This window comes from Sphaerisporangium flaviroseum, from assembly GCF_039537005.1.
Lineage (GTDB): Bacteria > Actinomycetota > Actinomycetes > Streptosporangiales > Streptosporangiaceae > Sphaerisporangium > Sphaerisporangium flaviroseum.
In genome coordinates, this window is sequence record NZ_BAAAZR010000027.1 from 61,940 (window position 1) to 82,311 (window position 20,372).

A 20,372-nucleotide genomic window follows, 5' to 3' on the forward strand; every position below is an offset into this window, starting at 1 on the left:
CGGTCCAGGTACCGGGTGCCGTACACCTCGGACCCACCCGGGTGGGTCTGAGGTGTACGGCTAGGGCGTCACGGGATCATGCGGACCGCGTCGCAGCCGAAGAAGCGGTAGGTCTCCCCCTGTCTCGGTGAGAAGGAACCGGACAGGCAGGCTTCGGTGGCGTTGCCCGGTAGGTCGGTGTCGTGGGCGACGAAGTTCATGAGCATGTCGAGGTCCAGGTCGACGACGATCTCCAGTGGGCCGCGTTCGATGGACAGCGTCTTCAGGCCGATGTTCTGGATCGGGCCCGCGCCGTGGCTCGCGCCGCCGTTCCTGGTGCCGAACCTGACCGTCTCCGGCTTGATCTTGGTGGCGTCGAAGGCGAGCGGCAGGTCGTACTCACCCGCCCGGGTGGTCAGGGCCGCGACCGGGACGATCCCGTGCGCGAGGTTGACGAGGTTGGGGTTGACTCCGGGCACGATGTTGATCGCGATCGGCACGATGCAGTCCACCGTGAACGAGGTCTCGCGCTGGTTGTTGGCGGCATTGGGGTCGGTGTCGTCCGGCCGGGCCGGGCTGATCGTGTCGGTCACCTTGTAGGTGTGCGGCCCCGGCTGGGAACAGCCGATCGTGTACGTCTTGGTGGTGGACTTGGGCGTGCCCGACGCGAGCGCCGCCACCGGGGTGGTCAGCGTGGCCGGGGTGATCGTGGCGCCGGCCGCCGCCGTCGCGGCCGAGGCCACGGTGGCGTCCATCGGGCTGGAAGGTCCGTTGTTGGACACACTGCCGGTCACCGTCACCGGGAGCGTCTGGCCGATCAGGATCTGCGCGGGCGCTTCGGCCTGGAGCGCGGTGACGGCCAGATCGGCGACGGCGACCACCCGGGTGGTGGCGGTGGCCTCGTTGTTGGCGCCGCGCGAGTCGGGACCGGCCAGGTTGCTGACGGCCACCTTGTTGGTGAGCGTCTTGGGCCCGCCGTTGGCGTGCACGAGATCCGCGGGCACGCCGGTCCTGATCGTGACCGAGGCGGTGCCGCCGGGGCCGAGTTCACCCAGGCCGCAGGTGACCGTCGAGCCCGCGGCCCTGCATCCGGCCGAGGCGCTGGTGAAGGTGACGTCACCCGGCAGGGTGTCGGTCACCCGGACCGAGGTCGCGGGCGCTTTGCCCTGGTTCTTGACGGTAAGGGCGTAGGCGAGTTCGGTGCCTGCGGCCACCGGGTCGGGGGCGTCGGTCATCGTGACCGACAGGTCGGTGGTGTTGAGCTTCACCCAGAGCGCCTCGATCTCCTGTTCTATCGGCTCCTCCCCTGTGGTCGGGCGGATCGCGTCGTCAAGGGAGTCGCCGAATTGGTGGAACGGCAGCGAGATGAACGACCAGTCGTCGGAGCCGCGCAGCGTGCTGTTGTTCGTGGTGTTGACGCAGGACGCGGGATCGCCGGCGCTGTCCCCGGTGTCGATGTTGGCCGTCACCGGGTTCTCGTAGGGCGGGTCGGCCGCGTCGCCGTCCCAATCGGGGTTGGCGTTGAGGTCATGCGGAGCCTTGTCGCCTGTCCCGTCGACGAAGATGAACCGGTTGGCGCCGTCGGAGGGATCAAGGATCACGTTCTCGTCGAGCCGGTTCTCCACGAGGTTCATGAGCGGTGCGCTGCCCCGGGCGGACCCGTCCATCGCCGTGCGCGGCGGTGAGTAGTCCAGGATCGCGCCGCCCTTCTTGCGGGGGATGCCCGGTCGGGTGTCGTAGTTCATGAGGCTGACGTAGTTCGGCTTGCACCCGGCTTCTTCGAAGCCCCCATGGTCCAGGTTGAGGTTGTGGCCCAGCTCATGGAAGACCGTTCTGCCGGTGTTGTTGTAGTCGATGAAGTCGTTGCCGCCGAGTTCTCCGTTGCCGCCCCTGGCCTTGTCGCAGCCCGGAGGCTGGTCGGCGCTGATGGCGTAGTGGAAGATCAGACGCCGGGCCGAGTCGAAGAAGTTCCGTTTGGCGGTGTAGAAGCTGCCCTTGGCCGCGCAGGCCCTTGGGTCCGGGATCACCGAACCCCGGCCGTTGACGCCGAAATCGTCACCCACCAGGCAGTCGGAGTCGTTCTGGTCCACCCGTCCGTCGCCGTCATCGTCGACGTTGTTGCCGCAGGTGGCGGGGCCGGGGTCTTCGACGCCGCCATCCAGGGAGACGCAGTCGCCGGGGTCGTCGCCGTCCACCCAGCCGTCGCCGCCGTTGTCGACGCCGTCGTAGCAGGTCCCGGGTGCCTGGCCTTCGCGTAGCGTCGGGTCGGACAGGTTACCGAGGTCGAGGTGCAGGTTGATTCCGCGCTGGTTGTCCGGGTTGGGCGGCGCGCTGATCCCCCCTCTGGCCCCGGCCAGGGATCCCGCGCTGAGCGGGGCCGCCGCGAACGCGGACCTGATCGCTGTCACCGCCTCTTTGTCGATGTTCTGACCGGCCACGTAATCCATCTCCAGGAAGATGTCCTTGTGGTCGGGATCGGCGCCCATCGCGGGCAGGTCGACGTCGATGATCGAGTCGGCGTTGTCGTTGTAGCCGTAGCGCTCCCAGCCGTCCAGCAGCCCGTCCCCGTCGCCGTCGGAACGGGCGGTGGTGCTGACGTCGAAGCAGACCTCGACGCGCGGCTCGTCGTTGTCGTCGCCGTCGCCGATCGCGCACGACTGGGGCCACTGCACGTCCACCGGACCGGCGGCGTCCCGCCACTTCCCGTCGAAGTAGTTCACGGTGAAATTCAGCGTGTTGTCGTCGTCACGCGGGCTGGTGTCACCCAGGTCGTCGCCCGAAGTGCTGTCGTGGTCCCAGATCTGGATGGCGATCGGGGCATTCTGGATCTCCGGTGGTAGTTCCTGGGTCACCGGCCAGAACGGCTGGATGTAGGCCTGGTCCTCGGCGCCGCGCGGGGTGATGTGCTCCACACCGTTGATGAACACCTTGGCATAGAAGTCCGCGGCCGACTCGCCCGCGGCCTCCAGGCCCGCGTTTCTGCAGTCGTCGATGCATTTCACGCTGGTGATGGTGATCGTGAGCGGCCGCCCGGCCGCGGCTCGTGCCGTGGTCGGCGGCAGGAGTGCTACCAGCAGCAGGATCGCGGACAACGCCGCGACCCATGGCTTCGGTAAAGCCATGTCGATTCCCTCCGTAGGAGTGTGCCGCTCTCACGGTCGGGCACGCCCGGGGACGGGCGCATGAGTAGCCTCCTACTCATATCTGACCTTGACCACAAACCCGGACGTTCATACAGGGAGTCCAGGCGGCACAAGATCTGGCACACTTCGAACCTGTTCCGCGAACCGCCCGTAGCTCAGGATGGACGGCCATCATCGCAGCGACGATGAAGGGCTCCGGTCGTCATTCCGCAGGGCGAAGGGATCGTGCAGACATGGGACGCCGACGTATCACCTCTGTCACCACCGTGATAGGTAGCCTCATCGCACTCCAGCTGACCACGGCCTGCTCCTGGGTGACCGGCCAACCGGAAGCGGCAAGCACCCGTCCCGTGCCGGCCACGGAGTTGTTCGGAAACATCGACCCCTCTCTGCAGCCGTCCGATACCGACCCCTCACAGCAGCCGTCCGATACCGACCCCTCGCAGCAGCCGCCCCAGACCGACCCCTTGCAGGCGCCGGAGGAGGGCCCAGCACAGGAGACGGTGTCGACCCCGTGGGGCCCGCTCAGCCCCGCGGACCGCGATCTGCTGGCCAAAGTGCGCTTGGCCGGCCTGTGGGAGATTCCAACGGGTAGGCAAGCCGCGCGACGCGCCTTCCGCGCCGCCACCAGGAAGAACCTCGGAGAGATCGCCCGGCAGCACACACTTCTCGACGCCGAGGTCCGGGAGGTGGCGGCGGAACTCCGCGTGCCGCTGCCCGACAAGCCGAACGCCGACCAGCAGGGATGGATGGACGAGATCTCCGCCAAGAAGGGACTGGCCTACGACCGGTTGGCGGTCATGCGCTTGCGGCTCGCCCACGGGAAGATCTTCCCTGCGATCGGCGCGGTCCGGGCCAGCACCCGTAACACCCTGATACGCGGCTTCGCCGAAAGCGCGGCCAAGTTCGTCAACACGCACATGGGTCTGCTCGAGGGCACGGGTCTGGCCGGAGACATGGCGCTCCCTCCGGCCCCGACCGTCACCGCCGCCCCCACCATGGTTCCTTCCGGAGAACCCGCGCCGAGTGCGCCCCCCGCCACCTCCCTGCTCACCCATACCGGGACGGGGGATGACCATGCCACGAACGGCGATTGACCTTCCCTCGGAGCAGCGCCCGATCATGACGGTTCAGCGTCGCGTGAGCAGCCACTCCCAGCGACCGACCTTGTCGTTCTCCCGGAAGCCCGACAGCTGGGTGCTCTTCTTGCCGTCGGCACTGACCAGGACCAGGCCGTTGCGATGCTCGTACGCGCACTCGCCCGCACAGCCGACCCCGATGAGCTGGTCATCGTCGGCCCAGGCCAGGAGTTGCAGGACCCGCGGCCTCCCGACGGTTTTCCCGCTGGTCCGCTCCTCCACACGAAGCGGCCTGCCCGTGATCACGCGCGTGCCATCCGGCGACACCGCCGACTCCTTGCTGTACTCCACGTACGTCTCCGGCGGCGTCGCGTGGGGCTGTCCGTGCAGGTCATAGAAGACTCTGTCGGGGTGTGAGTCGGTCGGCCCCCAGATCAGCGATCCATCGAGGTTCCACTCCAGGTCCTGCCGCGCGTTCATATTCGTGGGGCCCCCGTCCGCGCCGCCAAGATGCGTGAGCGGTCCCAGTGCCGTGAACCGCGTCTGCCGGGTCGCGACGTCGACGATCGAGAATCCGGTGCGGGTGCTCGGGAACCGCTTCATCTGGTTCTCGTCGCCGGCGACGAGCTCCACTCTGTCGGGATGCTCGCCATATGAGGTGGCGAGGATCCTCCTGCCGTCGGGTGACCAGGCCAGCCCGGCGGCGGGATGCCCGAGTTCGATCCAGGTGAGTACTTTCCGGGTGCTCATGTCCAGGATGCCGAGCCGCTTGGACGGCAGGTCGCCCTCCAGCACCGCGGCCAGCCGCAAGCCCGGCGCGACGTCCAGCCACTGCCACGCAGTCTCCTCGTAGGCGCCGGTGCCGGGGTTGTAGAGGTACCAGGTCCGCCGTAGCTCCTTCAGGTCGCCCGACACCGTCTCCCAGTGCTGGATCGAGTACGCGGACACCGCCAGCGAGCCCGCGGCGATCAACCTCTGCGGCGGACTGTGCTCGGTGTCGGTCCTGACGTCGCCGGGGACGGCAGAGGCACGGTCGAGCGGAATGGCGACAGAGTCCCCCGCGATGGGGCCGGCCGCGCGCGGCGGCCCGGGCACGTCCCCCAGTTTGGGGGTGAGCGTCACCGCGCCGATCACCGCGACCGTGGCCGCGGCCGCCACCAGGACCCCCGCCCAGGCGTGCGGCCTGCCACGCCGGACGCGCCGCATGCGGGCCCTGGCCTCGGCGACCGTGCCCGGATCCGGGGGCAGGACATCGGGCATCACGTCGTCGATGAGCCTGAACTCCTTCATCCGACCTCCACTCCCAGCGAATCGCGTAGTTTGGTCCTGGCCCTGCTGAGCCGGGATGCGACGGTGCCGTTGGCCACGCCGAGCGCCTGGGCGACCTCCTCGTAGCCGAGTCCTCCGTAAGCGATGAGCAGGACCACGTCGCGTTCCCCGGGCGACAGCCGCGCCAGCGCCCCCGAGAGCCGGCCCACCGTCACCCCCGCCACAATGCGGTCCACGACCCGCTGGTCATGGTCGTCGCCATCGGGCGGCGGCCCGATCTTGGCCAGTGCCCGGTAGCGGCGCAGCTCGGCCCGGCGGTGCCGCCCGATGAGATTGGTCGCGATGCCGTACAGCCAGGGCCGGACCCCGCCACGCGACGAGTCGAACCGGGCGCGCCGGCGGAAGGCGATGAGAAAGGTGTCGGCGGCGAGGTCCTCGGCGGTGTCCAGGTCGAGCCGCCGCCCGATGTAACGGCGTATCTCCTCGTAGTGGTCGTCGAAAACGGCACCGAACCGTTCGGGGTCGATGATCGAGGTCTCATCATGGACAGTGATCATGCAAGGGTCTCTCCGGCCGTGAGAAGCGAGAACAGGACACCTCCTATTGCCCGCTACCGAGTTCTCCTTCCCAGCGATTCGAGCCGAAGTTGACCGCTACAGGGTTCGGCGGACCGGACCGTGCGCTAGGCGCACGGCACTCGGACAGCAGGCCGTATCTACAGTGGCCCGCGTTGCCAGGGACCGCGGATCGCATACGTACGGCCGGGCGGATCCAGTGCGGCGGTGTTACCGAGCTGGTTGACGAACAACGTGGATCCGTCCGGGCTGAAGCATGCCCCGGCGAATTCGCTCTCGTCGGCGATGTTGACCGCGAACTCGAACGGCTGCCCGCGCCGCGGGTCCAGGCCGATCAGCCGGTTGACGTTGGTCAGTCCGGGCGCGAGTGGGTGCGGGTCGGCGTCGGCGTCGGAGGCGTCGTCCTCGCACAGCACGATGCCGCCGCGCGGGGTGAAGGTCAGGTTGTCCGGCGAGTCCAGCACCTTGCGGCCGGGAGACTCGTACACCAGCACCAGGGTGCCGCCGTCGCGCCGGTTGGGGATGTGCCGCCAGACCTGGCCGTAGCCCTCCAGGTAGCCGTCGGCGTTGGGAGCGTCACCGTTCTTGGCGTCGCCGCCGCTGGTGGAGTTGAAGAAGATACTGCCGTCGCCGTACCAGCAGCCTTCGAGCCGGTTGAACTTCGCGCCGCCCTTGGCCAGGCCTTGCTGAGTGCAGGTCTGGGCGCCGCCTTCCACGTCCGGATCGGGACTGTCGATCGTCACCCACTCCACCGGCAGGCGGGCTCCCATCTTCTGACCCTCGCGGCAATCGTAGTTGTCCTTGCCTTTGATCTTGAGCATCTCCAGCACGCCACCGGCGGACAGGTTACGGGGATCCTTGGGCCGGAAGCGGTAGAAGCCATCGGGCTTGCCCGAGTCGTCTTCGGTCTCGTAGACGTAGCCGGTCCGCGGATCGACGGCCACGGCCTCATGGGAGAACCGCCCCATCGCCTTGAGCGGCTGCGAAGGCGCAGGCCTGCCGGGGCGGGGTCCGTCCAGTGGCACCTCGTAGATGTAGCCATGCTTCCGGCCCCAGCCCTGAACTGGGCCCGCGGTGGTTTCCTCGCAGGTCAGCCAGCCGCGATGGCCGAGCATCCGGCCTCCGGCGCAGTTGACGATCGTGCCGTTGAGACTGACGAAGTGCTGCAGCACCTCACCGCTGCGAAGATCGACTTCGAGGGTGGTGGTGCCGCCGACGCCCAACTCGTCGTAGCGCCGGGAGCCCTCGACGTGCACCCGGCCTATCGGAGACCCCGGGGTGGTGCGTACCTCGTGGTTGCGGATCAGGCGGGCGGTATGGCGGCGGGTGCCCGGGAAGGCGGCCATGCCGTCGTGGGCGATGGGAGTCGGTACTCCGTCGCTCATCGGCGTTCCGGTCTTTCCGAGCACTACGTAGGAGAAGCCTGCGGGCAGGGCGAGCAGTTCCTCGCCGGTGTTCTCGGCGGCCCTGCGGCTCAGCGGGCCGTATCCCACCTGGCGCGGGTCGAAGGCGGGACGGCCGGCCTCGGCCCAGGACGCGTGCGTGCCCAAGGTCTCGATGGCGATACCGCTGGCCAGTACGCCTCCGGCGGTGGCCAGACCGCGGCCGAGGAAGGATCGTCGATCAAGGGCTGTCATGGCGCTTCCCCTCAGGACAAGATCGGGACGCTACTGATCGCGCTTATCTGTCCATTTGATGAACGCGAGCTTTCGACAGCGTAAACGCCGTCCTGCTCGCCGAGAGGACCCATTTGCCGCGGCCTGGTCATCGCCGGAACAGAGGCACGCCTCCGGTGGAGAGCACGAAGTGGCGGTCATCGGTGGTCATCCAGCCGCTCGGCGACCTGCGGGGTCGGTGATGAGGATGTTCACCCAGCCGCCGTCGATGGCCGCCTTGATGGCGGAGAGCTTCCGCATGCCGCCCGCGACACCGACCCCGCGTTCGACGGCGCGGAAAGCGCCGTCGCCATGGTGGTCCTGGTCCCGCGCTGACCTCGGCGTCCGCCTATTCGGTGCCGTAGCGTTCGGCGGCGCGGGCCTTCGCCTTGGCCGCCTCGATCTCTCTGTCGCGGGGCGGGGCCTTGGTTACCAGGCTGTTCAGCAAGGTGGAGGTAGCCTCCGTGATGGCGGCCACGGCGGCCTCGAACGCCTCGGCGTTGGCCGCCGACGGCTTCGCGGCACCACTGATCTTGCGAACGTACTGCAGGGCGGAGGCGTGGATCTCCTCTTCCGTCGCCGGAGGGTCGAAGTTATGGAGCACTCGGATATTTCTGCACATGGCTCTCAGGATGCCAGGTTGAAGCGTCGTCACGGGCCCACGAGGGGATAGCAGCGCAGGCAAGGTCGTTCGTCCTGCCTCACGCTGCGGGAATTCCGCCGGCCCTCACCTGCCTGCGGGTGCTCGTCGCGACCGGAGATGAGCATTGAGCTTTCGAGCGAGGTGCGGGCGTCGCGCTCGCCGGCCTGCGACTCGGCCTTCAGGCATGCCGCCCCCCAGAGGGCTGCAGCGCCCCCGGCCGCGACTGATCCGCGTCCGGCACACGGCACGGCGGCACGGCACGTCCACCGGACTCCCATTCCTCGGGAGAGACCCTGCGCCTGCGATCGTAGGCCACCGTGATCACGAGGAACGTCCTGTACCCCTAGTTCGAAGTGTGTCTAATTTGACACTGCTCTAAGCGGTCAGCCACACTAGGTTTGCTTAGACGGTATTCGAAACAGGGGTCGTGTGATGGGCATCTCTTCCTCCATCCCGCTTCGCCACGGCGGCCCGTGCCCGCGTCGACGACCTGATGTGCAGTAGACCATTCCCATGAACACGACTGGAGAGAGGCGACCATGAGTGACGGATGCTGCGGCCCGGTGGCCCTGGAGATCGAGCCCTTCCCCGCTCGGGCGACCCCGCGTGAACTGCCCACCGTGGTGATCGGTGCGGGCCCGGTCGGTCTGGCCGCCGCCGCCCACCTGGCGGAGCGCGGCCTGGATTTCCTGGTCCTGGAGGCGGGCCGCGAGGTCGGCGCCTCCGTCGCCCAGTGGGGGCATGTCAGGGTCTTCAGCCCCTGGAAGTACAACATCGACGCCGCCGCCCGCCGCGTGCTCGAGACCGGCGGTTGGACCGCCCCTGACCCCGACTGGCTGCCCACCGGCACCGAGCTGATCGAGGGCTATCTCAAGCCGCTCGCCGACCACCCCGCGATCGCCCCCCGTCTCCGGCTGGGTACGAAGGTCACCGCGATCAGCCGCCTCGGGTATGACCGGGTCCGCACGAAGGGGCGGGAGGAGGCCCCGTTCCTCATCCGCCTGGACAACGGCGACGAACTGCAGGCCAAGGCGGTGATCGACGCCTCCGGCACCTACGCCACGCCCAACGTCCTCGGGGCGAGCGGCTTGCCGGCCCACGGTGAGGAAGAAGTGGCCCGGCTCATCGACCACGCGCTGCCCGACGTGCTGGGCGCCGACCGCGACCTGTACCAGGGCAAGCGTGTGCTGGTCGTCGGCGCGGGACACTCCGCCGCCACCACCCTGCTCGTCCTCGCCCAGCTCGAAGACACGCCGATCACCTGGGCCATCCGGGCCGGCAGTGCCGCCCGGACCTACGGCGGGGGTGACGCCGACGCACTGCCTGCTCGCGGGGCGCTCGGCACACGCCTGCACGCCCTGGTGGAGTCGGGACGGATCACCTTGATCACCGGCTTCTACACCCGCGGCGTCACGATGACCTCCGACGGCCTGAAAGTGGTGAGCCGCGACCCCTCCGGCGCCGAGCGATCGGTCACCGTCGACCGCGTCGTGTCGGCCACCGGCTTCCGCCCCGACCACTCCATCGCGAGCGAGCTGCGGCTGGACCTGGACCCGATCCTCGGCTCCACCCGCACCCTGGCGCCGCTGATCGACCCCAACCAGCACTCGTGCGGCACCGTGCCCGCCCATGGCGTGGACGAACTGTCCCACCCCGAGCCCGGCTACTACGCGGTCGGCGTCAAGAGTTACGGACGCGCCCCGACCTTCCTGATGGCCACCGGTTACGAGCAGGTTCGCTCGGTGGTGGCGGCGCTGGCCGGGGACTGGGAGGCCGCCCGGGACGTCCAGCTGGAGCTGCCCGAGACGGGGGTCTGTTCGTCCAATCTGGCCGAGGCCCAGGAGAAGAGGGTCGGACTGGCCACCGGCGTCAGTGGCGGCCTGCTCGCCACTCCCCTGCCCCTGGTCACCGTCGACAGTGGCGGCTGCTGCGGCTGAACCCCGCACGTGGGGAAGGAAGTCGTCATGCCGCAGGAACACCCTCACCCGTCCTCGTGCCACGGTGAGCCGATGTGAACGCCGTACGGGCCGCCGTCTCCGCCACGGTCGGCGGTGGCCGTCCGGGCTCCCGCCGGGCATGGCGGATCGTCGCCGCGCTGGCCGTCACCCAGACCATCGGATACGGCGTGCTGTACTACGCCTTCTCGGTCTTCCTGGCCCCGATGCAGCGTGACCTGCACGCGAGCGGGACGCAGGTGGCCGGCGCGTTCACCCTCGCGGTACTGGCCACCGCCCTGTGCGCACCCTTGGTGGGACGGTGGCTGGACGCCCACGGCGGCCGAGGTCTGATGAGCGCGGGGGCGGTTCTGGGCACGCTGGCCGTGCTGGCCTGGTCACGTGTGGAGAACCTGGCGCAGTTGTACGCGGTCTTCGCCGCCGTGGGCGTCGCCTCCGCCATGGTGCTGTACGAACCGGCGTTCGCCGTCGTGGTCGACTGGTTCGACGCCGCCAAGCGGCCCGATGCGCTGCTCGTGCTCACCATCGTGGCGGGCTTCGCCTCCTCGATCTTCCTGCCGCTGTCCGGCGTGCTGGCCGAGTACTTCGGGTGGCGCCAGGCCCTGGCCGTCCTGGCCGTGCTCTACGGAATCACCGCCATCCCCCTGCACGGCCTGGTCGTCCGTCGCCGGTTGGTGCCGGCGAGCCAGAAGGCCGCGACGGTACGTGAGCGGACGCGGATCGCGCGCGCGGCGATCCGCGGTCGGCCTTTCTGGCTCCTGGCGACGGCGTTCACCGGGCACTCGGCGGCCGTGGCGACCATCGCGCTTCTGCTGATCACCTATCTGGTCCACCTGGGTCACCGGCCGGTGTTCGCCGCCGCGGTGGCGGGGCTGCTGGGCGTGCTGTCGGTGACCGGGCGGCTGGTGACCACGAGGATGCAGCGCCGCTCACCCGTCGCCGTCATCGCGGCGGCCATCTTCACGTTGCAAGCTCTCGCCGCGCTGCTCTTGCCGCTGATAGGTCACAGCGTGGCGGGAGCGGTCGGATGCGTGCTGCTGTTCGGGCTCGGTTTCGGCGTCGCGACCATCACCCAGCCACAGCTGCTCACCGCCCGGTACGGCACCACCGCTTACGCCACCATGGCCGGACGCATCGCCTTCTTCTCCATCACCGCCAAGGCCACCGCCCCCCTCGGAGCGGTGGCGCTGGCGCAGGCGGCCGGGTACGGCTGGGTGATGGCGGCGGTCGCCGCCGGTTGCGGCATCGCCGCGTCCGCCCTTCTCATCTACCACCGCCTATGATCGCGGGCCGTCCGCTTCGCCACCGGGTCGGGTCAGGCGGCCGGCTTGCGGGCGACGAACAGCACCCGGTCCTGCTCCTCGGGTCGTTCCACGGCGGTGAGGGGCCGGTCGGGCGTTCCCACGTGACAGTCGGCCCAGCCGGCCTCCTCAACCAATTTGCGCACGTCGGTGACGGCGTGAGCGGTGTTGACGATGGTGGACTCGAACCTGTCGTAACGGCCGTCGTCGGCGCGCACCACGCCGGAGATGCGGAAGAATCCACGCCCTTCTTCCTGGTTCATGGCACCCCGGAACAGGAACATGGCGGACTTCTCATCCTTGATCCAGATCCGGTTCATCGCCTCGAGTCCCTGGGCGGTGGTCAGGTCGAAGGCGAACATTCCACCGGGCTCGACGGCACGGTGGACCGAGCGCAGATAGGAGCCCACCTGCTCGAGGTCGCGCAGGTGATTGGGTATGTCATAGGTCGAGAAGGCGAAGGGGACCGGCTCGGGGAGGGTGAAGTCGGTCGCGTCGGCGTGGAAGAGCGTGACGCGATCGCCGGCACCGCGGAAACGCTCCTGCGCGCGCTGCAGCATGGCCTTGGAGATGTCCAGGCCGGTGACCGTGTACCCCTCGTTGTAGAACCGCCCGGCGACGATGCCCGTCCCGCAGCCGACGTCCAGCACCCGGCGTTCGGAGTGGGGCATGGCCGTCTGGTGCAGGTGCAGGAGCGCTCTGGCGATCCGGCTGGGGTAGAAACTCCAGAACTCGTCATAGATCTTGGCATGCAGGTCGACGTACGCCTCGGTCGTCACGGCGGGGTCCCTTCCTGGCCGACGTCTCAGGTGTGCGCGAGGGCTTAATTTGAGAAATCCCTATTTATATGATCATCGAATAATGCCGATGTCAATGACACCTGCAAGGAGGGCGGATACGGGGGTCGCCGCGGCCTTGAGTCCGGATGCCGATCCCGCTGTGATACAGCCCTCGAAGCCGCCACCGGCGCAGGGCCGGGTTGCCTATAGGTTAGACAAGTGTCAAAATAGAGGCATGTCGAACAGAGGGGTGGTCCCCGTGGCCGCGGACGGCGCGTCATCCGGGCAAGGCTGCTGCGCTCCGCTCGAGACCCTGCCGCTGGATCCCGCGCACGCCACCAACATGGCCAAGATGTTCAAGGCCTTGGGCGACCCGGTCCGCCTGCGGCTCCTGTCGCTCATCACCGCGCACCCCGATGGCGAAGTGTGCGTGTGCGACCTCACAAGTCTGTTCGACGTCGCGGCCCCCACGATCTCCTATCACCTGAAGCTGCTGCGCGAGGCGGGCTTGGTCGAGCATGACCGCCGCGGCACCTGGGTGTACTACCGCCCGGTGCGGGAACGGTTGCGCCAGCTCTCCGCGCTTCTCGCGGCCCCCGACATGGCCGAGGCCGCCCGCTGATCCCGGCGACGAACGCGCCCACCACTCCTCACAGCCGGAGTGCCATCCCATGTCATGAAGGCGACCGGGCGGGCACGGTCAGAACGGTACTCAGTCGCTCCAGCGCGGCCGGTACCACCCAGTAGAACACCCACGTGCCCCGTCGCTCGCAGTCGATGAGTCCGGCTTGGCGCAGCACGCGGAGGTGGTGGGAAATGGTCGGCCCGGTCAGGTCGAAGGCCGAGATGAGGTTGTTCACGTACGCCTCACCGCCGGGGTGGGAGGCGATCAGCGACAACAGCCGCACCCGCACCGGATCGGAAAGGGCTTTGAACGCCGCAGCCACCTCCGCCGCCTGGTCGACGTCCACCGGTGCCGCCGCGAGCGGCGCACAACAGATGTCCGCTCCCGAGCACCCGTGTTTAGACATGTGCCTATATTGACAGTCTTCTACACGGACGGCAAACGTTGTGTGTTGATACAGCCGGGCACATGTCGCTCATCATCGTGTCGGCGTTCACAGCCGCACCGAGATACCGCCAGGAGCGAATCACCGTCATCACGCGAGCCAGCCTCTCTCCATGGCTTTCACGCCCGCCTCGAAGCGGCTGCGGGCGCCCAGCCGCTCCATGAGTTCCGCGACCATGCGACGGTGCGTGCGAAGCCCGATGCCGAGTTTCTTGCTCGCGGCCTCGTCGGTGAAGCCCTGGGCGAGGATGCGCAGCAGCTCGCGTTCCTGCCTGGTGATGCTGTCCGCACGCGGGCGCTGGTTCGTACCGAAGGGGATGGCGGAGCCCCATACGTGATCGAACAGGGCGACGAGCGCGGTGAGGATTCCCTCACCGGAGACCTCCACGGCACCCTTGCCGCTGCAATGCGGATCGAGCGGGATCAGGGCGACCTCACAGTCGAAGATCACGGTTCGCAGCGGCAGAGTCGGCGTCGTGCGGACCTCGCCGCCGCGCTGGATCAACCACCGGGCATAGGCCACCGTGTGCGGATCGTTGCCGGCGCTGTCCATATAGACCGTGCGCACCGACACTTCCCGCTCAAGGAGCATGTCGTCCAGCGGCCGGCTCGCTTGGAGGCTCTCCAGTGACTGGGCACCACCCGGCATGAGCGACAGGCATTCCGACTTCGCCCGGTAGGCCAAGGTCTCGATGCGGGCCCGTACGGCATCCATGCTGTCGAGCTGATCACACTCATGGCGAGCACCGGCACCGCGCAGCTCGCTGTACTCGCTGATCAGGCGATTGACCGCATCCTCCGCGGTGACGAGCTCCTCCTGGCGACGCAGGAGCTCCGCACGCTGGCGCCGCAGCAGGGAGTGGAACGCCACGCTGGGACTGCTCGCCCGCAACGCCCCGGATGATCGGTGCAAAAGAGAGAGTTCCACCAACCTGTCGATGGTATGCCGAACCTCGGTTTCAGAGATGCCGAGTTCCTGCGCGATCTCCGCAATGCCCCAGTCCTGCTGCGTCAGCACCAAGCGGTAGACGGCATCGGCATGGACATCCAAGCCCCATTGCTGAAGCACGTGATCCCCCATAGCACGCCGGTGTGGCCAGGATCATTAAATATCAGAGATCTAGGGCTGTCCATGTCAATCCCTGGGGTAAGGGCGCGCCGTACACATGAATCCCCGCCGATATGACCAATGCACTGAGCAGGCCTTCTTCGAAAATACGGATCCCCGCATACACGTTCCGAACTCGATTAATGACAATACGTATGCGACACCCGGAGGAGCCCCGTCCGCAGGCCATGTGATTACCGGGTATCGGTCATACTTCTCACCCCTTGAAGGATGCCCCAAAAAAGGAGGGCGGCGGTGCCTGCCGTCTGGCTGCCGCCGGTCCCGACTCGACGCGGGTGAATCACCATGAGCGATGTGATCAGAGGCATCGAAGTCGATCCTCACCAGGCCACTTTCATGAGGCTCGCTCACATGGTCCGTCCCGGGCGATCGGACGTGGACGTCGGCGTGGCGCCCCGGAGAGCACGGGAGTCCCGGTCCTGGCACCAAGTTGCACGGCAACTTGCTGCCTGATCGATCGCTTCTCAGGGTGCGGTCTCCAATACCACAGTAATGGGCGTACGGCAGGACGACGCCCTCGAAGTCAGGGGGATGACACCGGCAGCAGAGGGACAGATCTCATGCCTACGAAAGCAGGGGGACGAATGATCCTCTCCTGGACGACCGTGCTCTGTCGGATTCCAATCACCCGTTGGCCTTTGGCCTGCCCTTAAGTTCTGTCAATCGTCGTGTCAGATAGTTAGACAACGTCACGCATCGCTATGTCGGATCCAACCATGTCTCCGTGACCGGAGATCGGTAATCCCCCCCGTCATGGATGAATGCGATTAGGACCTGATCCATGTGGCGCCCTCGGTTCGACCGCGTTCCTGCACGACCTTCGGGGCCGGTCGGCGTTCGCGAGCGATCAGTCGGCCGCGGACATCCCCACCGACATTTGACACACCTCTCGCTCCGAGGCACGCCCTCACGCGAGGCCTCGGTCCTGTCGTCATGTACGCCTTCGATCACTGTCAGCCGCCGGTCTCTTGAAGGAGAAACGCAATGGCTTCAGCGACCATCGACCCTCGTCGTCAGGCACACGAACTCACGGTGCGGCCACTGCCGGCCGTTGACGCCGTGGTCAAAGTGCTCGGCTCCAAGAGCTACACCAACCGGTATCTCGCGATCGCATCACTGTCCGGCCGGGAAACGACGTTGGAGAACGCACTGGTCGCGGACGACACCGTTTATCTGTCCCGCGGCATCGAGGCGTTCGGCCACGTGCGGGTGGAGATCGACGAGTCCGGCCGGCGCATCCACGTCACTCCCACCGGCGAGCCGATGCGTGCCCCGGAACAGGAGATCTTCATGGGCGGGGCCGGGACTCCCCTGCGCTTCCTCATCTCCATGGCCGGCCACGCGCTCGGAACCACCACCATCACGGGCAACAAGCGGATGCGGGAACGGCCCATGGGTGACCTGCTGTCCGCACTGCCGGCGCTGGGGGTGCAGGCGATCAGCGTCCGCGGCAACGGCTCGCCTCCGATCCAGGTCACCGGCGGCTCGTTCCAGGGTGGCGCCACCCGGATCAGCGGGGCGGTGAGCAGCCAGTTCACCTCCAGCCTGCTGATCAACTCCGTGCTCGCGAAGAGCGACGTGGAGATCACGATCGCCGACGACCTGATCTCCAAGCCGTACGTCGAGATGACCATCGCCGCGCTCGCCGAGATGGGCGTGCACATCAAGCGGAACGGATACACCAAGTTCACGGTGCCCAGCGGCCAGAGCTTCCGCGGCGGCTCGGTCACCGTCGAACCGGACGCCTCGGGCATGTCCTATCTCCTGGCCGTGGCGGCCGTGCTCGGCGGCCGGGTGACCATCCCCGGCATCGGCCCCGACTCCCACCAGGGTGACGTCGGCCTGGTCGAAGCGTTCGTCCGCATGGGGTGTACGGCGTCGTACGAGGGCAACGCGATCACCCTCAAGGGCGGCGAGTTGCACGGCATCGAGATCGACATGGAGAGCATGCCCGACGTCGTGCCGACCCTGGCGGTGGTCGCGGCCTTCGCCGAAGGCAGGACGCACATCAGCAACATCGCGAGCCTCCGGGTCAAGGAATGCGACAGGATCGCGGCGGTCACCACCGAGCTGCGCAAGATGGGCATCACCGTCGAGGAGTATCCCGACGCGATGACCATCACCGGTGGGAAGCCGGCGGGGGCGGTCATCGACACCTACGACGACCACCGGATCGCGATGAGCTTCGCCATCGCCGGGATGCGCACCGAGGGCGTGGTGATCCGGGATCCCGGGTGCGTGGCCAAGTCGTTCCCGACGTTCTGGCAGACCCTCGACACCCTCTACCCCGGCGGGGTGTCCACCCGATGACCACGGACTCGCCCGGGATCCTCCTTGTGCTCGACGGGTGGGGACACGCACCCCCCGGTCCGGCCAACATGATCAGTCAGGCGGCGACCCCCCACCTGGGCGCGTTGGCCGCGGGCCACCCCGCCACTTTGGTCCGGGCGTCCGGTGATGCCGTCGGCCTGCTTCCCGGCACGGTCGGCAACTCCGAGATCGGGCACATGGTGATCGGAGCCGGCAGGCCGCTGCCGTACGACAGCCTGCTGGTGGAGCAGCAGATCGCAAGCGGGCGGCTGGCGGGGAACGAGCTTCTCACGCGCACCTGCGCACGGCTCGCCGAAGGTGGCCGTGCCTTGCACCTCATCGGTCTCTGCTCGGATGGTCAGATCCACGCGCACGTGGAGCACGTGCGTGAGCTGCTCCGAGTGGCGGCCGCCATCGGCGTGCGGGCGGTGTGGATCCATGCGATCACCGATGGCCGCGATGTCGCGGACGGGACGGCGGCCGCGTATCTCAGTCACGTCGAGAAGTTCGCGGCAGAGGCGGGAGTCGGCCGGATCGCGAGCGTGGTCGGGCGCGGTTACGCGCTGGACAAGAGCGGCGACCTGGAACTCACGCGATCGGCCGCCCTGGCGATGGCGGATGGCGTCGGCGCCCGAGTGGCGCACGCGCTGGAGGCGGTCGACGGTGCCGAACGCGGTGATGTCTGGGTCGAGCCCAGCGTCGTGGTCGACGCCGGCGACATGCCCGTCGGCACCGTGGGCGACGGCGACGCCGTGTTGTTCACCAACTTCCGCAGCGACCGAATCCAGCAGCTCGCCGACTTCCTGGTGGAGCACCTGACCTCGCGTCACGTCACCGTGCTGAGCCTGGCCCGGTACGACACCCGTGCGGCGATCCCGCCCCTGGTGGACCGCGCGGACGCCTCCGGCGGGCTGGCGGATGAGCTCGAACGGCACGGGTCACGGTCGGTACGGATCGCGGAAAGCGAGAAGTTCGAGCACGTCACCTACTACTTGAACGGTCGCGACGCCCGCGCCCGGCAGGTGGAGGACCACGTCAAGATCGTGGGAGAGGTGTCTCCCGACTACCTGACCCGCCCGGAGATGAACCTCCCCCTCGTCGTGGACGCCGTCGCCGAGGCCGCCGCCCGCAGGGACGTCGCCCTCGTCGCGGCCAACCTGGCGAACATCGACGTCGTCGGGCACACCGGTGACGCGGCCGCCACGCTCCTCGCCGTCCAGCACACCGATGACGCCGTCGGCCGGATCTGCGCGGCCGCCCGCGGGACCGGCCGGTGGGTGCTTCTGGTCGGCGACCACGGCAACGCCGAGCAGATGAGCCGTCCCGGCGACGACGGCGCCCCGCGTCCGTATGGCGGGCACACCACCAACCCGGTACCACTCATCCTCGTCCCGGCACCTGGGCGAGGTTCGTCGGGCCGGCTGCGCGCGGACGGAACCCTCGCCGATGTCGCCCCCACCATCCTGGCGCTGCTGGGCTTCCCTCCCGGTGCGGCGATGAGCGGGAGGTCGTTGCTGTGACCGTGCACGTGCTCGCCAACGCGGGCCTCATCTCTGGTTCCGTGCCGCACACCGCGCTCGTCGGCTCCCTCCGGCCGGCCCCGTTCGGTGCCCCTGCGAGGGAAGAAGCGAACAGCTTCGTCTGGATCGGCCACTTCGCCAACATGCATAAGGAGAACGGATGATGACGGGGCGTCCTCGTATCGCACTGGTCGGCGATCGCAGTTCCAGGGTGGTGTCCCATTCCAGGCTCGACGCGTTCACCCCCCACCTGGGGGTCGACGTCGATTGGATGCCCACGGAGACCATCACCGGCCCGGAGACGCTGGACGGCTACTCCGGCATCTGGGTGATCCCCGGCTCGCCGTACGCATCCAAGGAGGGCGCGCTGCTGGCGGTCCGGCTGGCCAGGGAGACCGGAATCCCGTACCTCGGCACCTGCGGCGGCTTCCAGCACGCCCTCATCGAGTACGCGCGCAACGTCATCGGCCTCGTCGGCGCCGACGACGTCCAGTACGACCCCGACGCGGACACTCCCCTGATCACCGCCCTGTGCTGCTCGCTATCCGGGGAGCGGGCACCGCTGTACCTCGCGGACGGCAGCCGCTTGGCGTCCGTCTACGCACACGCCGACCAGACGGAGGAGACCTTTCACTGCAAGTACGGTCTCAACCCCGATTACGTCGAGCAGATCGAGCAGAGCTCACTGGTGATCAGCGGCTGGGACGCCGAGAAGGCGCCTCGGGCCATCGAGCTCGCCGACCATCCCTTCTTCATCGGCACTCTCTTCCAGCCGGAGTTGTCCTCGACACCGGATTCGATCCATCCGCTCATCGAAGCCTTCGTCACCGCCGTGATCCGCCGCGCCGAAGCCGTCACACCCCCCACCACCGCATTGGAGGCAGCCGCCACATGGAAATCCTCGTCCTGATACTTGTCATCGCGCTCGCCGCGGCCAACGGCGCCAACGATGTGCCCAAGGGCGTCGCGACGCTCGCCGGCGCCGGCGTGACCAAGATGCGCACCGCCATCGCGTGGGGCACCATCGCCACCGCTCTGGGCTGTCTGGTCTCGTTGACCCTGGCCTCGAAGATGACCGCCTTGTTCTCCAAGGGCATCGTCTCCGCCGCCCCGACACCGGCCTTCGCGGCCGCCGTGCTCGTCGGCACGGTGTTCTGGGTGGCCCTGGCCACCGTCCTGGCCCTGCCTGTGTCCACCACGCACGCGCTGGTCGGGGCGCTGCTTGGGGCGGGCACGCTGTTCGCCGGCAGCGCGGTGCAGTGGGGCGTGCTGTTCGTGAAGGTCGTGCAGCCGCTGCTGCTCAGCATCCTCGCCGCGTACGGGATCTCGGCCGTGCTGGGGTTCATCACGCGGAAGGTGGTGGCCAGGTCCGCGGCCAGGAACACCGGAGCCGGAGCCCCGAGTCGTACCTCCGATACCGGGGCGACGACGGCCACGATGGTGACGCAGGCCGAGCCCACCAAGGCGCAGAAGGCGCTCAGCGTCGGCCACTGGATGACCAGCGGCCTGGCGAGCTTCGCACGCGGTCTGAACGACGCCCCCAAGCTCGTCGCCATCGGATCCTTCGCCCTGGTGGGCGGCATGACGCCGTCCACCCTCCTCATCGCCGTCACGATCTCGATGGCCATCGGTGGCATGGTGGCGGGCTCACGCATCGCCGACCGCCTCGCCTACTCGGTCATCAAGATCCCGCATGTGGAAGGCTTCACCGCCAACCTCACGACCGCCGGCCTCGTCGGCCTCGGCGCGTCTCTCGGGTTGCCCATGTCGACCACGCAGGTGTCGGCCGGTGCCATCTCCGGCATCGCGGCCAACGACCTGTCGCGGCTCAACAAGAAGACCGTCCGCGATCTCCTGATCGCCTGGCTGTGCACCCCACCGGTCGCCGCCGCCGTCGCGGCCGGCGCATATCTGGTGCTCGCCTGACAGAGTGGGCCGCCGGAATCGGCGGCCCACCGCCCCGCGA

Annotated in this window: 17 protein-coding genes and 1 pseudogene; 9 read left to right on the top strand and 9 right to left on the bottom strand. The window is 68.2% G+C overall.

All coding sequences use genetic code 11. From position 1 onward, the window contains the following. Positions 1-68: 68 nt before the first annotated feature. Positions 69-3,101 carry a DUF11 domain-containing protein gene (locus ABD810_RS27705; RefSeq protein ID WP_344946678.1) on the bottom strand — a complete coding sequence of 1,011 codons (3,033 nt, stop codon included), beginning with the start codon at positions 3,099-3,101 and terminating at the stop codon, positions 69-71. A 254-nt stretch (positions 3,102-3,355) separates the two neighbouring features. On the opposite strand from ABD810_RS27705, the gene ABD810_RS27710 reads away from it, so the two are divergent. Continuing rightward, positions 3,356-4,219: a DUF4142 domain-containing protein gene (locus ABD810_RS27710; RefSeq protein WP_344946681.1), complete on the top strand. Its 864-nt coding sequence runs from the start codon at positions 3,356-3,358 to the stop codon at positions 4,217-4,219. A gap of 33 nt (positions 4,220-4,252) precedes the next feature. On the opposite strand, the gene ABD810_RS27715 is transcribed toward ABD810_RS27710, so the two are convergent. The 5 genes and pseudogenes from ABD810_RS27715 to ABD810_RS27735 all read right to left on the bottom strand — a co-directional run bounded on the left by ABD810_RS27715 (position 4,253) and on the right by ABD810_RS27735 (position 8,322). Beyond that, entirely contained in the window at positions 4,253-5,491 is a 1,239-nt protein-coding gene (locus tag ABD810_RS27715) for a hypothetical protein (protein WP_344946684.1), read from the bottom strand. Next, on the bottom strand, positions 5,488-6,027 hold the full coding sequence (locus ABD810_RS27720) for an RNA polymerase sigma factor (protein WP_344946686.1): 540 nt from the start codon (positions 6,025-6,027) through the stop codon (positions 5,488-5,490). The genes ABD810_RS27715 and ABD810_RS27720 overlap by 4 nt, the downstream gene beginning before the upstream one ends. A gap of 158 nt (positions 6,028-6,185) precedes the next feature. Then, complete coding sequence (locus tag ABD810_RS27725; protein WP_344946689.1) at positions 6,186-7,682, bottom strand: PhoX family protein; 1,497 nt, start codon at positions 7,680-7,682, stop codon at positions 6,186-6,188. 186 nt (positions 7,683-7,868) lie between these two features. Beyond that, a pseudogene (locus tag ABD810_RS27730) lies at positions 7,869-7,988 on the bottom strand (sugar-binding domain-containing protein); the annotation flags it as partial. Between the two features lie 61 nt (positions 7,989-8,049). Beyond that, positions 8,050-8,322: a DUF2277 domain-containing protein gene (locus ABD810_RS27735; protein ID WP_344946692.1), complete on the bottom strand. Its 273-nt coding sequence runs from the start codon at positions 8,320-8,322 to the stop codon at positions 8,050-8,052. Positions 8,323-8,882: 560 nt separating this feature from the next. Here ABD810_RS27735 and ABD810_RS27740 point away from each other — a divergent pair. Next, entirely contained in the window at positions 8,883-10,280 is a 1,398-nt protein-coding gene (locus ABD810_RS27740) for an FAD-dependent oxidoreductase (protein WP_344946695.1), read from the top strand. A gap of 74 nt (positions 10,281-10,354) precedes the next feature. After that, positions 10,355-11,581 (top strand): MFS transporter, encoded by a 1,227-nt coding sequence (locus ABD810_RS27745; RefSeq protein ID WP_344946699.1) that lies wholly within the window; start codon positions 10,355-10,357, stop codon positions 11,579-11,581. A gap of 32 nt (positions 11,582-11,613) precedes the next feature. Here the strand turns inward: ABD810_RS27745 and ABD810_RS27750 are convergent, their stop codons facing one another. Continuing rightward, positions 11,614-12,378: a class I SAM-dependent DNA methyltransferase gene (locus ABD810_RS27750; protein ID WP_344946702.1), complete on the bottom strand. Its 765-nt coding sequence runs from the start codon at positions 12,376-12,378 to the stop codon at positions 11,614-11,616. Positions 12,379-12,613: 235 nt separating this feature from the next. Here ABD810_RS27750 and ABD810_RS27755 point away from each other — a divergent pair, with 235 nt between their 5' ends. Beyond that, on the top strand, positions 12,614-13,000 hold the full coding sequence (locus ABD810_RS27755; protein ID WP_344946705.1) for an ArsR/SmtB family transcription factor: 387 nt from the start codon (positions 12,614-12,616) through the stop codon (positions 12,998-13,000). A gap of 52 nt (positions 13,001-13,052) precedes the next feature. On the opposite strand, the gene ABD810_RS27760 is transcribed toward ABD810_RS27755, so the two are convergent. Both ABD810_RS27760 and ABD810_RS27765 read right to left on the bottom strand, forming a co-directional pair. Continuing rightward, positions 13,053-13,409, bottom strand: coding sequence for an ArsR/SmtB family transcription factor (locus ABD810_RS27760; RefSeq protein WP_344946708.1), 357 nt, complete (start codon positions 13,407-13,409; stop codon positions 13,053-13,055). A 129-nt stretch (positions 13,410-13,538) separates the two neighbouring features. Beyond that, positions 13,539-14,516, bottom strand: coding sequence for a LuxR C-terminal-related transcriptional regulator (locus ABD810_RS27765; protein ID WP_344946711.1), 978 nt, complete (start codon positions 14,514-14,516; stop codon positions 13,539-13,541). 1,044 nt (positions 14,517-15,560) lie between these two features. Between ABD810_RS27765 and aroA the strand changes: the two genes are divergently transcribed. Genes aroA through ABD810_RS27790 form a run of 5 tightly spaced genes read left to right on the top strand, consistent with a single transcriptional unit; the run spans position 15,561 to position 20,332 of the window. Further along, positions 15,561-16,886 carry a 3-phosphoshikimate 1-carboxyvinyltransferase gene (aroA, locus tag ABD810_RS27770; protein WP_344946714.1) on the top strand — a complete coding sequence of 442 codons (1,326 nt, stop codon included), beginning with the start codon at positions 15,561-15,563 and terminating at the stop codon, positions 16,884-16,886. Next, positions 16,883-18,406, top strand: coding sequence for a 2,3-bisphosphoglycerate-independent phosphoglycerate mutase (gene gpmI, locus ABD810_RS27775; RefSeq protein ID WP_344946717.1), 1,524 nt, complete (start codon positions 16,883-16,885; stop codon positions 18,404-18,406). Before aroA ends, gpmI begins: the two co-directional genes overlap by 4 nt. Further along, entirely contained in the window at positions 18,403-18,570 is a 168-nt protein-coding gene (locus tag ABD810_RS27780) for a hypothetical protein (protein ID WP_344946720.1), read from the top strand. Before gpmI ends, ABD810_RS27780 begins: the two co-directional genes overlap by 4 nt. Further along, positions 18,567-19,316: a CTP synthase C-terminal region-related (seleno)protein gene (locus ABD810_RS27785; RefSeq protein ID WP_344946723.1), complete on the top strand. Its 750-nt coding sequence runs from the start codon at positions 18,567-18,569 to the stop codon at positions 19,314-19,316. The genes ABD810_RS27780 and ABD810_RS27785 overlap by 4 nt, the downstream gene beginning before the upstream one ends. Beyond that, positions 19,298-20,332 carry an inorganic phosphate transporter gene (locus ABD810_RS27790; protein WP_344946726.1) on the top strand — a complete coding sequence of 345 codons (1,035 nt, stop codon included), beginning with the start codon at positions 19,298-19,300 and terminating at the stop codon, positions 20,330-20,332. Before ABD810_RS27785 ends, ABD810_RS27790 begins: the two co-directional genes overlap by 19 nt. Positions 20,333-20,372 lie beyond the last annotated feature (40 nt).